Origin of the sequence: Nostoc sp. XA010 (genome assembly GCF_020829625.1) — a bacterium.
In the GTDB taxonomy this organism is placed as follows: domain Bacteria; phylum Cyanobacteriota; class Cyanobacteriia; order Cyanobacteriales; family Nostocaceae; genus Nostoc.
The window spans coordinates 98269-111368 of record NZ_JAIVFX010000011.1; the positions used below are offsets into that span (position 1 = coordinate 98269).

At 40.9% G+C, this 13100-nt stretch carries 12 protein-coding genes and 1 pseudogene; 5 read left to right on the top strand and 8 right to left on the bottom strand.

Going from position 1 to position 13100, the window contains the following annotated elements:
• Positions 1–56: 56 nt before the first annotated feature.
• The 3 genes from LC608_RS17815 to LC608_RS17825 all read right to left on the bottom strand — a co-directional run bounded on the left by LC608_RS17815 (position 57) and on the right by LC608_RS17825 (position 4151).
• Positions 57–500, bottom strand: a complete 444-nt coding sequence (locus LC608_RS17815; protein ID WP_229554793.1) for a response regulator — start codon at positions 498–500, stop codon at positions 57–59.
• A 161-nt stretch (positions 501–661) separates the two neighbouring features.
• Positions 662–2209: an ATP-binding protein gene (locus LC608_RS17820; protein WP_229554794.1), complete on the bottom strand. Its 1548-nt coding sequence runs from the start codon at positions 2207–2209 to the stop codon at positions 662–664.
• Entirely contained in the window at positions 2178–4151 is a 1974-nt protein-coding gene (locus tag LC608_RS17825) for a CHASE3 domain-containing protein (RefSeq protein WP_229554795.1), read from the bottom strand. Before LC608_RS17825 ends, LC608_RS17820 begins: the two co-directional genes overlap by 32 nt.
• Positions 4152–4573: 422 nt before the next feature.
• On the opposite strand from LC608_RS17825, the gene LC608_RS17830 reads away from it, so the two are divergent.
• On the top strand, positions 4574–5179 hold the full coding sequence (locus LC608_RS17830) for a YdcF family protein (RefSeq protein ID WP_229554796.1): 606 nt from the start codon (positions 4574–4576) through the stop codon (positions 5177–5179).
• Between the two features lie 151 nt (positions 5180–5330).
• Here the strand turns inward: LC608_RS17830 and LC608_RS17835 are convergent, their stop codons facing one another.
• From LC608_RS17835 to LC608_RS17845, 3 genes are all read right to left on the bottom strand, one after another.
• On the bottom strand, positions 5331–6236 hold the full coding sequence (locus tag LC608_RS17835) for an amino acid ABC transporter substrate-binding protein (protein WP_229554797.1): 906 nt from the start codon (positions 6234–6236) through the stop codon (positions 5331–5333).
• A 173-nt stretch (positions 6237–6409) separates the two neighbouring features.
• Entirely contained in the window at positions 6410–6799 is a 390-nt protein-coding gene (locus LC608_RS17840) for a hypothetical protein (RefSeq protein ID WP_229554798.1), read from the bottom strand.
• 40 nt (positions 6800–6839) lie between these two features.
• Positions 6840–8339: an acyl--CoA ligase gene (locus tag LC608_RS17845; RefSeq protein WP_229554799.1), complete on the bottom strand. Its 1500-nt coding sequence runs from the start codon at positions 8337–8339 to the stop codon at positions 6840–6842.
• A 225-nt stretch (positions 8340–8564) separates the two neighbouring features.
• Between LC608_RS17845 and LC608_RS17850 the strand changes: the two genes are divergently transcribed.
• Both LC608_RS17850 and LC608_RS17855 read left to right on the top strand, forming a co-directional pair.
• Positions 8565–9641 (top strand): glycosyltransferase family 4 protein, encoded by a 1077-nt coding sequence (locus LC608_RS17850; protein ID WP_229554800.1) that lies wholly within the window; start codon positions 8565–8567, stop codon positions 9639–9641.
• Between the two features lie 66 nt (positions 9642–9707).
• Positions 9708–10493, top strand: coding sequence for a WecB/TagA/CpsF family glycosyltransferase (locus LC608_RS17855; RefSeq protein ID WP_229554801.1), 786 nt, complete (start codon positions 9708–9710; stop codon positions 10491–10493).
• A gap of 579 nt (positions 10494–11072) precedes the next feature.
• Here the strand turns inward: LC608_RS17855 and LC608_RS17860 are convergent.
• A pseudogene (locus LC608_RS17860) lies at positions 11073–11537 on the bottom strand (substrate-binding domain-containing protein); the annotation flags it as partial.
• A complete protein-coding gene (locus tag LC608_RS17865) occupies positions 11497–11772 on the bottom strand; it encodes a hypothetical protein (RefSeq protein ID WP_229554802.1) in 276 nt (91 codons plus the stop codon). The pseudogene LC608_RS17860 and the gene LC608_RS17865, both read right to left, overlap by 41 nt.
• A 139-nt stretch (positions 11773–11911) precedes the next feature.
• On the opposite strand from LC608_RS17865, the gene LC608_RS17870 reads away from it, so the two are divergent.
• Together LC608_RS17870 and LC608_RS37295 are read left to right on the top strand one after the other, a co-directional pair.
• Positions 11912–12265 carry a hypothetical protein gene (locus tag LC608_RS17870; protein WP_229554803.1) on the top strand — a complete coding sequence of 118 codons (354 nt, stop codon included), beginning with the start codon at positions 11912–11914 and terminating at the stop codon, positions 12263–12265.
• A 257-nt stretch (positions 12266–12522) separates the two neighbouring features.
• Positions 12523–12714, top strand: coding sequence for a hypothetical protein (locus tag LC608_RS37295; protein WP_308189888.1), 192 nt, complete (start codon positions 12523–12525; stop codon positions 12712–12714).
• Positions 12715–13100: the final 386 nt, after the last annotated feature.

The following is a 13100-nucleotide window of genomic DNA, read 5'->3' on the forward strand; positions in this document are numbered from 1 at the left end:
ATTACGTTTACGTAAGGGGAACAGTGACAAGAATGCCCAAAAAATGTTCAAACAGTTCAAAATTGCGGTCTTTCGTTAAAAATAATCCAGTGGAGATTAAGGGTTATAACAATTTCTACTAATTCATTAAAAATAACTGGCTTAACTATATAAGCATTTACACCTATGTCATAGATATTATTGATGTCGGCATACTCTCTCGATGAGGTGAGAACTACGACCGGTAAACGCTTGAGTTCTGGTTGCTTCCGTAACCACATCAAAACCTCAGCCCCGGATCTGCGGGGTAGTTTTAGATCGAGCAAGATTAGTACAGGCAAGGGATAACGAGTGCGATCGCCATAAGGTTCCTGCCCAGAGAGATATAACACTGCTGCATCGCCATCATTTACCACCTGAACTGGATTGACAATGTTAGCCTTGCGGAGCGCTCGTTGGAGCAGAAGCACATCTTTGTGATTATCCTCTACAAGTAAAATAGTGTCTTGCTCTTTACTCATGAAATTTCCGTCTTTAAGGCAGGAGGTAGGAGGCAGGGGAAAAGAAAGTTTTTCATCCCTTACCGTGTACCTTAGGGCATGACATAGGGTAAGGATCTTACACCAAATATGAGCCTAGAAAGAACTTTATGTTTGCCCGTAATCAAAGCAATTGAAAGATTTTAGGGATTTACATCTATAACTATAGGTAAATCTATCCAAAATCGGCTTCCCTGTCCAGGTTGGGATTCTACACCAACTTCCCCACCCATACGTTCGACTCCTTTGCGGACAATTGCTAAACCGATACCACTACCAGGATAAACTTCATAGCTGTGTAGGCGCTCAAAAACATTGAAAATGCGTTTTTGGTATTTTTCCTCAATACCAATGCCGTTGTCTTGCATCCATAAGCGAACCAATTTATTACGTTTCTCAGTCCATATCCGTAACTGAGGTTGAATTCCCGGTGCAACAAATTTAATCGCATTGGTTAGCAAATTGGTAACTACTTGAATCACAATAGTAGGGTTTCCCGTAACTTCACCTAAAGGTTCTTCAACTTGCACTCTCGCTTGTTGCTGCGTTATTTCTAGTTCTAGCTGTTTCAGTATTTGTATCATCAATAAAGATAAGTTAATAGGTTGTAATGGCATTTCAGTCCGGCTGAGGCGACTGTATTCAAGCAGATCCTGAACAAGCTTGTCTGCTTGCTGTGTACTTGCAATAATGCGCTGCAAATAGTTTTTTTGGTTCTCTAGGTTAGATTGTCTATCCTGGTTCTCTAGGAGGATTGAACCAAACGCTTGGATAGCGCGTAATGGTTCTCGCAAATCGTGGGAGATTGAATAAGTAAATGCTTCTAAATCTTGATTAACCAGTGCTAATTCCTGATTTGTCTCCGCTAAATCTCGATTTACTACTTCTAATTCAGCAGTACGCTCCCTGACTCGTTCCTCTAAGGTCTGGTTGAGTTGCTGAATTTCAATTTCAGCCTGTTTACGAGATGTAATATCTTCAATTAAGGCATCTATTACCTGTTGTCCCTCAAGGATATTTAGAGCTATGCTTAATCCTACCCAGATCAGTCTTCCATCTGCTCGTTGTAATTGAATTTCTTGCTCTTGCTGTTGAGGTGGCGGCAGTTTTTGTAGTATTGAGTAGTATTCATGGATGTTCAATAGATTCATTGCTGAGGCTTGTGATAATGAATCCAGCCCCAACAATTGCAGGAACGCTGGGTTACACTCAATAAAATTTCCATCTGGATAAGTACGAAATATACCTACTTTTAATTGGTTGAGCAAACCTTGGAGACGGATTTCAAGTAAGGTGGTTCGTCTTTTGATTTCTGCTCGTTCTAGTGCAACTCGCACAGCAGCTGATATGCGAATGTAGCGGTTGGGTAATTTCAGGACATAATCATCTAGTCCAGACTTCATTGCCTCTACCGCAATTTCTTCACTACCTGTGTTAGTAAACATAATCACTGGGCAGTTTGGATATTTCTGCTTAATGGTATGTAAAACTTCTAGTCCAGTACTCCAGCCCAGTTGATAGTCAGTAATAACCAAATCGAATTCACCTGCTGCTACTGCAATAGCCAAGCCAGAGGCTTCGCGAATTTCTTGAGGTTGAAATTGCGGAAATTCTCGTCTCAGTTCTCGGATTACTAAAGCGCGATCGCCTCGATTATCATCAATTATCAGAATGCGGAGTACTTGAGTCATTCGTATCATTACTGTGAGGCTCGGCTTTTGGCAGGGCAATCCAAAAGCGACTACCAGTACCTAATTGCGATTCTACTCCGGCTCGACCATTCATTCGCTCTAACCCTTTGCGGACAATTGCTAAACCAATACCAGTACCTGGATAGATTTCAACGCCATGCAGTCGTTCAAAAACCCGAAAAATGCGCTCTTGATGTTCTGGCGCAATGCCGATGCCGTTGTCCACAATCGATAATTGTATCGAATCTTGCTGCTCCTCTGCATAGATTTTAACTTTTGGCTGTATTCCAGGCTGCACAAATTTCATTGCATTGCTGAGTAAATTGGTTACTATCTGGACAAGCGTAGAGCGATGAGCCATCACTAGCGGCAAGGGTTTTGCCACGGTGACTTCTGCAAGCTGTTCCTGAAGTTGTGTGCTGAGTTGTTTTAAAGCTTCTTCGACAACACTAGTTAAATCAACTTTTTGCATTTGAATTTGGGCACGGCTGAGGCGGCTGTATGCCAAGAGTTCGGCAATTAGGGTGTCCATTTGGACTGCACCCTCTGTAATATATTGAATGTATTCTTGCCCAACGGAGTCTAGTTTGTCTGTGTAGTCTTCTTGCAATGCTTGAGCAAAGCCTTGCATAGTACGTAATGGTGCGCGTAAATCGTGCGATATCGTGTAAGTAAAGGCTTCTAGTTCTTGATTTGTTTCTTGCAACTGTGCAGTACGCTCGACAACACGCTGTTCTAGTTCCAAAGCGTAATTTTGAAGTTGTTGGCGTAGGAGAGATTGTTGGATGGCGATCGCTAACTGAGCCGCCACCTCAACCACAACATCTTGTGCTTGAGCATCAAAAACGGCTGTCTGAGTCGCCGCTAAGTTGAGTTCCCCTAGCAGCGTTTCTTCAACTAACATCGGAATCCGCAAACAACAACGCATTCCTGCCGAATGCAACTGTGCTAAAACAGGTGGGTAAAGCTCAACATTTGTCAAGTCTTTAACATAACTAAGGTCTTGTTGTATTTGCTCAGGCGCAAAGTCTAATGCTGCCATCTTTGCGTCTTCAAGCGGTTGTAATTCTTTAGTGCTGTTGCCTGCGACAATCTCAGATGTGCCTGCCTCAAAATCAAACAGGGCAACAAATGCTTGCTCATAGGGCACTAACTGATGCATTTGTGTCAGCGCACTTCGGACTAGAGATTTGATCGACTCAGCTGCTAGAATTGCGCGGTCAATATTATGTAAAGCGGCAAGCCTTTGGGCAGAAAGCTGAACATTTTCAGTTTGTACTTGGGCAGTTTTGAGAGCATTCTCGTAATTGTCAGATACATGTGCAATTTGGCGTCGAATATAAAAGGCAAGGACGCCACCAGCAGCAAGCGACAAGATTATACTGGTAAAGATGACTCGCCCAGTAGTCTGTTGAACTGCTTGGTTGCGCTGATACCGTAGCTGCTCTTCAGTAGCAATAAAATCAGTAATTTGATTTCGCATCACGTCCATGCTTTGTTTGCGAACCTCAATTGCTGATAGGGGTTCAGCTTCACCTTTTTGTTTGCGGGCGATCGCTTGGGAAATAGATTTCTTCCAGCCTGTTTGCTCTGCCTTGATTTGCCTTAAGCGTTGAGTTTGTTGGGGATTATCTGAAACTAAATCACCCAACTGATCAAAAGTAGTATTAATGGTAGAGTTAGCTTGCTGATAAGGTTCAAGAAATTCTGGCTTACTTGTGATCTGGTATCCACGTACTCCTGTTTCCAGATCCAGTAATAGTTTTTGTAAGCCATTTGCTCTGGCAATGACTTGGTTAGTGTGATCAACCCATTGCATAGCCTTGAGCAGGCGGTTAATTTGCCAGATTGAAACTCCTGACAAGGACAATAACAGGATAATTGGCAGAGCGATCGCGCCGATTAGCCTACGCCTGAATGCAACTTGAGTAATTTGCAGCATTTACTTATGGTATAGCAGCATTTATAGGAATCGTATTTGATTTTTGAAATTATCTATGTGGGCGGGGAGTGGGGAGTAGGGAATAAGGAATTAGGCTTTTCGATCTGTACCGAGCTTTTTCATAAATCAAATATCAGTCCTATATATAGATACGATTTTGAAAATAACTTTGTTCGCATAGCCGAATTGGATAATTGGCATAGCGATGCTTATACTAAATCAGGACTTATGCATTGACAAATTAGACAACAAGTGTAATAGAAAAAATATGCGATGCCTACGGCGGGCTACGCCTACGCTAGTCGGTAGGTGAGTGGAAAGTTGGATAATTTACCTGTGTCTATTGAGGGTATGGGCAATCATAGGACTTACGCATTTAGCTTAGATATTGAAAATAAGCATGAAAAATACCACAACACTCTATGCTCAATTACAAAATTCCCAAAAAATGGTTAATTTTGGTGACAGTAGCTTTGATATCTGCCTTGTTGCTGGCGATCGCATCTACGTCCTTAAGTATTTATTTATATGGTAGCAGTACTAATAATATTAAGGCAGATGCAGCAATTGTTTTAGGAGCGGCAGTTTGGGGAGAAGAACCATCTCCTGTTTTCAGGGAGCGAATCAACCACGCGATTAACTTATATAAAAATGGATCTGTTAAGACAATCATTTTTACTGGCGGAGTTGGCGAGAGTAATGAACCAGCTGAAGCTATAGTCGGAAAAAATTATGCAATCGCGCAACAGGTAAAAGCTGCTGATATTTTCATTGAAACTCAATCTCACACAACTCACCAGAACCTGAAAAATGCTTTGGAAGTAGCAAATGCTCACCAGTTAACCAAGTTTCTTATTGTTAGCGATCCATTGCACATGAAGCGAGCCGTATTGATGGCACGAGGCTTAGGAATGGATGCACATTCGTCTCCCACACCTACTACCCGCTATCGTAGTTTTCCCAGTCAGATAGAGTTTTTGAGCCGAGAAACTTATTTTTACTTTGTCTACTTAATGTTTAAAATCTAGCTATAGTTCCTTACTCTGTATTTTTCAAGAAAGAACTTGTATAAATACCTTTGAAACCTTTTAGAATTTTGGCATTTATTTTCAAACTTAGTTGTGCAAAAACCTATTTTGAATAGTTAGCTAAACAATGTTATGAGGAAAACCCATTATCTCATAGATCACTTTTAGGAACTTCCTCACGAAATTCTATGAGCAATTCCATAGTTTCCACTACCAAACCACGTAAATCTCGATTCAGCGCTACAGTGCCTTGAGGCCCAAACCATCGGTCAAAAATAGCGACATATCGCTGATTCCCATTGACGAATCCTTGCATGAACTTGACCAGAGAATAGTTGACTGTATCCAAAAGTTTTGAGTTATTTTCTGGCACCATGCAAGCGATACCTTCTCGTGAATAGGGGCGATCGGGTACGATTGCAAAAGCATCTGGATTTTTTTGCTGTTGCAGCCATGCCTCTAAAAGAATGCTATCGGATGAGAAAGCATCAATAGTATCTTGTTGCAAAGCTGTGTATCCCTCTGCCCTCGTTTTAAAATACACCAGTTTAGCTTGGGTTTGTACACGAGCGATCGCCTGCTCATTTGTGGTTCCCGCCAGCACGCCAATTCGCTTACCAATAAGGGATGCAGGGGAACCTAGATTGCTTCCTTTCTTAACTAATAATTGCGTTCCAGTCACACCATAGCTGACAGAGAAATCTACTTTTTTATCTCGCTTCCATGTAAAACTACTTGCATCACACACAATATCAACTTGTTGATTAACTATTTTAGGAATCCGCTCAGAAGGACTAAGACCAACTAATTGCAATTTAATTTTTTTTCCTAAGTCTTTTTCTAATTGCTCTTTAATTAGAGTCAGCATATCTACAGAATAGCCATTTAACTTTCCTTTACTATCCACATAGGCAAAGGGTAGCGCATCTCTACTAGTACCAGCTGTTAATACCCCTGTTCTTTTTACCTTTTGCATCACAGTCTCAGCACCTACCACATTAGGCATGAGCATTGCAAACATCAGACCGAAAATAGGAATAGCAATTTTTTTATGCATAAGCTTTAAAGTAGGTAGTTTTTTCAAAAATCAAATCTGATTTATATATCAAGCTCAAGAAATTATCACTATCTAGTACATAGTAAGGTCATCTAGGCAATTCAATGATTTGGGGCAAGTTGTCGCACAAGAATGGGAGCGATCGCCTCTTAAAAATGCGATCGCTTCTTGTTTCAATTAGCTTTACGCTCTTTAAGGACTTGATCTAGCAAGTTTCTAGCAGATTGTGCTTTAGCCAACGCTATTTGATGGTCATTATAAGCACGAACAAGGCGAGAAAGACTACTCACACCTGTCTTAAGTTGCTCAAGTTCTTCACCAGCAACCAGTTCTCCATCAAGCATCCGCCCGATTAACGGTTTGATGTCGCCCACTTCCTGCCGGACTTTTTGGAGTTTTTCTAAGCTACTCAGTAAGGTTTTGAGTGAGTTCAAGATGTCGTCAATATCCTGGACATCCTCCACAGCTTCCGGTAAATCTTCAATTGTCACTGTATCTTCATTTGATATTGTAGGCAATTCCTGTGCAGACATTTCACTTGTAACCCCGTTTGCTCGTGCCATCAAAGCTTCCTCAAGGAATTTCCCTTAGTGTATCGCTGATTCAGCCTATGTTAAGCAATTTCGCCATAGCCAACCTTTGCAGTTTCCCGGTAGCACCACGAGGTAGTTGATCCAAAATGTGAATTTGCTTGGGTACTTTGAAGTCTGCCAGCATGGTTGAACAGTAAGCTAAAAGTTCTTTCTCGCTGACTTGTTCTTTCAGGACAACAGCAGCATGGATATCTTCTCCTAAAGATTTGTGGGGGACGGCAAAGGCTAAGGCTTCGGCGACGGTGGGATGGCGCAGCAAAACATCATCCACTTCTAAAGGAGAAATTTTTTCCCCACCCCGGTTAATCAATTCTTTAATGCGTCCAGTCAAGCGGAGGTAGCCGTCTGCATCCAGCGTACCCTGATCTCCTGTGCGGAACCAACCGTTTACAAAAGCTGTGGTGTTAGCTTCCGGGTTGTTTTCGTAGCCATCTATAACATTGGGTGCTTTTACCACCACCTCGTCCAAGCTTCCTTGAGATAATAAGTTGCCCTCGGAGTCCATAATGCCGACTTCCACACCGAAGCCATAACCGACAGTACCCGGTTTCCGCACTTTTGGCGGTAGGGGGTTGGTAGTCATTAAGTGAGATGCTTCAGTCATGCTGTAAGATTCCACGACGGGAGCATTCAGAGTTGCCTCTAGTTGTTCAATAATAATTGGGGGTAAGGGAGCGCTACTAGAGCGAATGAAACGAAAGCGGTTAGCTTTGACAATTTCTGTGTTGCGGCTAGCGCGGGCCAAAATTGTCTGGTGCATGGTTGGCGCTGCGGAGTACCAAGTAGGTTTGTAGGTATCTACCAGTTTCCAAAACTCCAAGGCATTAAAACCATTAGGACAAATTAATGTGCCGCCCGATCCTACAGTTGCTAGTAAACAGCCCACCAATCCGTGAATATGGAACAGGGGCATTAGGCAAAGTGTAGTGTCTTCTGCTGTGAGTGAGTAAGCACCAATGATGTTGCCAGCTGAGGCGATTAAGTTGCGATGACGAATCGGCACACGCTTAGGACGGCTGGTGGTGCCGCTAGTGTGGAGAATCATCGCCAGATCATCAGGCTGAGGCAAGGGATCTCTTAGCTGCGAGCAAGGGGGAAGTTTCTCTTTGACTAATTCAAAACTCAGTGTACCGTCAGTATTTACCTTGGCATTAATCAGCATCATGTCGGGTGTGACGGCGGCTATGGCTGCTTTTGGCGACTCAGACAACGTAATCAGTGCTTTTGCTTGGATATCTTCGTAGTAGAAGGCAAATTCTTCTTGTTTGTATTTGGGATTTAAGGGTGCAGCAGTGCCACACAGGGCGGCAGCCAAAAAGGTAATAGCCATTGGTGAACCGTTAGTCATGGCAATGGCTATGCGATCGCCCCGTTTCAATCCAAAGCTGTTGAGTTGCGATACCAGTCCAACAATATTCTCACGCAATTGCTTATAGGTTAGCGATCGCTCCTCAGGCGTAACTAGGGCTAGATGATTGTCTTCCCCCGCTAAAAGCTCAAATAAGTTCATTAGTTTTTCCGGTCTGTCAACGGATAATTCAATCAGTTTTAAGAATAAAGTACACGCCACGGGTAAACAACGTTTAGCCCGGCCTTTGCGACATGGTAATCTTTATTACATTAAAACTGTTAATGACTATCATTGACAAATACATATACTTAATTATAGTTTAAGTACAATGTGCTGTACATAAATATTTAATGAACTTATCTACCCTAAATAAGCTCTTTTGTTATGAGTCCTATAAAGATTACTATGTTAGGCGAAAGCTTGGAGCGGCAAGGTGGAATAGTTTCCGTGCAAAAGCTCATCCTTGAAGAAGCGACTGAAGCTACTTCCGATATTAAATTTACACATATTACTACTTTACCGAATGGCTCTGCTCCCCAGAAAGTATTGGTGTTTGTGCAGGCAATAGGGCAGTTATTTTGGAATTTATTAAATAAAAAAGCCGACCTAATTCACGTTCATGTTTCAGAGAGAGGTAGCGCTTTTCGTCACTCAATCACTAGTGTTATTAGTTGGCTATTTAAAAAACCGCTAATTATTCATGCTCATAGTGCTGACTTTCATTTGTTTTACTCTGAGCTTCCTCAATTGCTTAAGCAATGGCTCAGTTGGTCTTTTAGGAAATCTACACGTTTTATTGTTTTATCAGATAGCTGGAAAAAATTTTATATTGAAAATCTTGGTTTGAAGCCAGAGCAAGTTATTGTTCTTCCTAACGCGGTAAGAATTCCTGCCCAAATTCCCCAGCATGTAGATTCCAACCAGGTATTTTTCTTATTTCTAGGGCGTATTGGTGAGCGCAAAGGTGCATTTGATTTAATTAACGCATTTGCTTCTCTACCTGCCCAAGAGAAAAGTAAAGCAAAGTTGACTATGGCAGGGGATGGAGATGTAGAAAAAGCTCGTAGTTTGATTCAAACTCTAAGTCTTGTTGACCACATAACTATCCTTGACTGGGTAGACAAAGAAAAACGCGACGAGCTTTTAGCTAAAGCTGATGTATTTGTTTTACCCTCTTACAACGAAGGATTGCCGATGGCACTACTAGAAGCAATGAGTTGGGGTTTAGCTGTCATAACTACTAAAGTAGGAGGGATACCTGAAGTAGTTACTCAAAACCAGAATGGTTTATTACTTAATCCGGGTGACATTCAACAGTTGTCAGAGGCAATGCAATCTTTAATTGCAGATAAGAATTTGAGAATATCTCTAGGAAATAATGCACGGATAAGTGTTAAACACTTGGATATCAACAATTATCTTACATCCTTAAAATACATTTATGCATCAGTCGTAGGTTAAGAGCCATATTCTGATGATCATTGATTAACCATAAGCTTGTGTAAAGTAGACAAAGAGGAAATAACAATGGAAACAATGGATACGAAAACTTTTCCTGAAATCAAGTTATTTGATACAAGATTCCATAAAGTTAAAGTACAAGAATTAATCGATTATTTAGTAGAATCAGTCAAAAAACCAAAAAAGACAATTGTCGAAAATGTGAATATTAGAGCTATGAATTTTGCTTATGAAAAGTCTTGGTATCGAGATTTTTTAAATAATGCAGATTTAGTATTTTGCGATGGATTTGGTGTATTGTTAGCGGCTAACTTAAGCGGTTATTCGCTGGATTCTGTACATCGCATGACAGCACCAGATTATATAGAAGATTTAGCATTGAAATGTGAAAAAGAAAATATCTCATTATTTTTATTAGCTGGAAAACCCGGCGTAGTGGATGAGGCAATTACAAAGTTGGTATCAATTGCACCAAAGCTTCGGATAGATGGACATCATGGTTACTTTGATAAATCAGGAAAAGAGAATGATTTAATAATAGAAAAAATCAATAATTTTAGACCAGATATTTTATATATTGGTTTTGGTATGCCATTACAGGAACGGTGGATTTTAGATAACTTCAATAAAATTGAAGCTCGTGTATTTTTACCTTTAGGCGCGTGTCTAGATTTTTATACTAACTCTACATATCGTGGCCCCGAGTGGCTGACAAATAATGGCTTTGAGTGGTTAACACGCTTAGTTACTGAACCTACTCGTCTCTGGGATCGTTATATCATAGGTAATCCATTGTTTTTTTATCGTCTATTTAAGCAAAAAATTGCTCAAAAATTGGTAGCAAATCGCTAAGAGGTTGTTTGAAAATTCCTTTTGTCGGTATAAAAAGTTTTAGATCACTCTAATTCAACCACATGTAAGCTGTTGTGCCTTTAATTTGCACTAATATTTTTTTCAATATGATTGTGGGGTGGGCATCTTGCCCGCCCTGATAGTGCAAGTTGTATACGTAACAGCTTATATAGGGGCAGAGCAATGCTGTGCCCGTAGGGCGTGCGTGGTCTATTTACCTGAAAATAGCTTTAAAAGTGGGGGTACAGAACTGGGCTTACTTTTTCTCGCTACCAGCAACGATTTCGACGTTTCCTTTTGCAAGTGCTTCTAGTGCTTCGCCTTGGGCGTCTGCTTGAGCGATCGCATGTAGTGGAAGCGATCGCTTAACTTTGCACCACAGTCTGGATCATCTCTGCGCTTGTGTGCAGAGATGATTCGATATAGGGATCAAAGCATGGAAAACTTTGACCTAAGCATTATCAGCTGTTGTCACAAAATCCCAAATGGTTGCTCAAGCCTCAAGAGTGGTTACAGCAGGAATTCAAATTTATGCAGAGTTTTTCCCGATAACCAAACCAACCAAAATTGCAATCCACTCTAAATGGTCGCTACAACTTCCCCAATTCTACTTGTGTCATAGCCGCCGAGAACTTCAAATTGCGAGTGAACCAGCCGATGTCCTAAAGTACTGAGCAACTGCTGTACTGGCGCTTCTTGCAGATATTCTTTGAGAATCACTAAATCATATCGTGACTGATGCAGAGGAATAAATCCTAGCCCAAAGGTAGTAGCTACAGATGCCGTACTGATACCTGCATCGGCAGCCCCCAATGCTACTGCTTGGGCAACATCTTGATGGCTTTGAACAATACAGTCAAAGCCTTGGACAGCATGGAATGGCAATTGCTCCTGTTGAAGTGTTTGTTCCAAAAGTAAACGACTACCGGAACCTGGTTCACGGTTGACAATAGTCCCTCCCGCTTGCACTAAGTCGGCAACTGTTCTGATTCCCATCGGATTACTAGACTGCACCATCAGCCCCTCTTCCCAAAATCCGAGCGTTCTTTTCGCCCTGCTCCCTGCCCCCTGCTCCCCTGCCTACACAGCGATTGATTATTTTTTTAATTGGAAGCCCCTTATTCTGGCTGCTTAATTCTTTTTTCAGTAACTTCGCTTTATACCAATTAATTTGGTTTAAAGCAGCGATTGATACAGTTTTAGTAATCGGTTTCAGCTTTGATGCTTGATAGGAAAGTAACAAAAACCGTAGAAAACTTACCAACAAATTCTGCCGCATGGGTAAATTTTACCCCAACTAAAAATTGTTAATTTTACTCAGATAAAAATGCAGACAGCATTAGCAGTGCTGCGTTACCTTTATTGTGCATAAATGAGATGAAATTACAGTTTTTAGCGAAATAATAGTGGAGAGAGTAATGATTACCGAAGAAGACTTAGCTCAACAATTTACCCTTATTATTGAGCAAGCTCACCCAAGAGCATGGAAATTACTAAGCCAGTGCTATCTAAAAGTGCTAAATTCTAAATCAAAAGGAGCGTATATTCCTCATGCCAAATATATAAGGATTTACTGTCCTGACAGACTGATCGCTGCTATAGTGGCAGAAAAAAACTTACTGATAGAAGTGGCAGAATATCTGGGTCTAGTTGAAGTTGTTTGCGTGAATGCTACAAATCTGTTAAACGACCCCAAATCGCAGATTAAGAAGGTTTATCCTCAATTATGGTTAGATTTGCAGTGGATTGTTACGCAAAATAAAGAATTATGAAAACTGGATTTTTGCGTAGTATTAGTTATGCAAAATTTTCAGCTTGTTAATTTATTAAAACGTACAAAAATTTTATGAATCAGCCCTACCTATCTCCAGATAATTTGCCTTCCAATCTGACAATTCAATTGAGTGAAATACTGTTCAGACAACTTGAATAAGCAATGAAGAAAAACTTTTTCTTCGCGAGCAATCGCATCACACGCATTTTATTGTCAAGTTGCCATTGGTATTTCAAAATTAATAGTGGGATTCTGATGTTAATCATGATTTGCCCAGATATAGAAACTTATCAGAACATCATGAGAACTGTTCCCCAATTCACCGATATGTTAAAAAGATTTACTAACAGAGGTCGAATTACTGTTACCCCTCCAGCTAACAAAGGTATCCCGTGGGTACTCAGCATAGATGAAATCTTGCCTGAAGAAGACTCACCCACTGCCTGATAAGGGACTTCCAACTAAAAAATGATCAATCGTTTTGGAAGGCAGGGGGAGCAGGGGAAGCTCTTGAGGCAGGGGGAGAAAAAATTGGATAGTGACGTTGGATGTAGGAATTGAGTAATTTAATTCTTGGATGTCCCTAAATAGATTATCTATCTAAAATAACTCACTTGGTTTGGGCGTAGCAGATGGCAATAGGGACTTAATTGCTACAATTGTGACCCTCTTAAGTTCGACGAATTTGTTATGAAATATTAAGTCACAGATGACCTTAAAAGATTGCATTCAGTACTTCTGACATGTCAACACTGTGTTTTCTACCGCCTTTTTTAACTGCTGGAATTAGTCCCCATTAACAATTCCCACTACTATTAAGTCAAGTGACTTGG

Coding starts and splice junctions, on each gene's coding strand:
- LC608_RS17815 (WP_229554793.1), bottom strand. CDS start 500: ATGAGTAAAGAGCAAGACACTATTTTACTTGTAGAGGATAATCACAAA.
- LC608_RS17820 (WP_229554794.1), bottom strand. CDS start 2,209: ATGACTCAAGTACTCCGCATTCTGATAATTGATGATAATCGAGGCGAT.
- LC608_RS17825 (WP_229554795.1), bottom strand. CDS start 4,151: ATGCTGCAAATTACTCAAGTTGCATTCAGGCGTAGGCTAATCGGCGCG.
- LC608_RS17830 (WP_229554796.1), top strand. CDS start 4,574: ATGCTCAATTACAAAATTCCCAAAAAATGGTTAATTTTGGTGACAGTA.
- LC608_RS17835 (WP_229554797.1), bottom strand. CDS start 6,236: ATGCATAAAAAAATTGCTATTCCTATTTTCGGTCTGATGTTTGCAATG.
- LC608_RS17840 (WP_229554798.1), bottom strand. CDS start 6,799: ATGGCACGAGCAAACGGGGTTACAAGTGAAATGTCTGCACAGGAATTG.
- LC608_RS17845 (WP_229554799.1), bottom strand. CDS start 8,339: ATGAACTTATTTGAGCTTTTAGCGGGGGAAGACAATCATCTAGCCCTA.
- LC608_RS17850 (WP_229554800.1), top strand. CDS start 8,565: ATGAGTCCTATAAAGATTACTATGTTAGGCGAAAGCTTGGAGCGGCAA.
- LC608_RS17855 (WP_229554801.1), top strand. CDS start 9,708: ATGGAAACAATGGATACGAAAACTTTTCCTGAAATCAAGTTATTTGAT.
- LC608_RS17865 (WP_229554802.1), bottom strand. CDS start 11,772: ATGCGGCAGAATTTGTTGGTAAGTTTTCTACGGTTTTTGTTACTTTCC.
- LC608_RS17870 (WP_229554803.1), top strand. CDS start 11,912: ATGATTACCGAAGAAGACTTAGCTCAACAATTTACCCTTATTATTGAG.
- LC608_RS37295 (WP_308189888.1), top strand. CDS start 12,523: ATGTTAATCATGATTTGCCCAGATATAGAAACTTATCAGAACATCATG.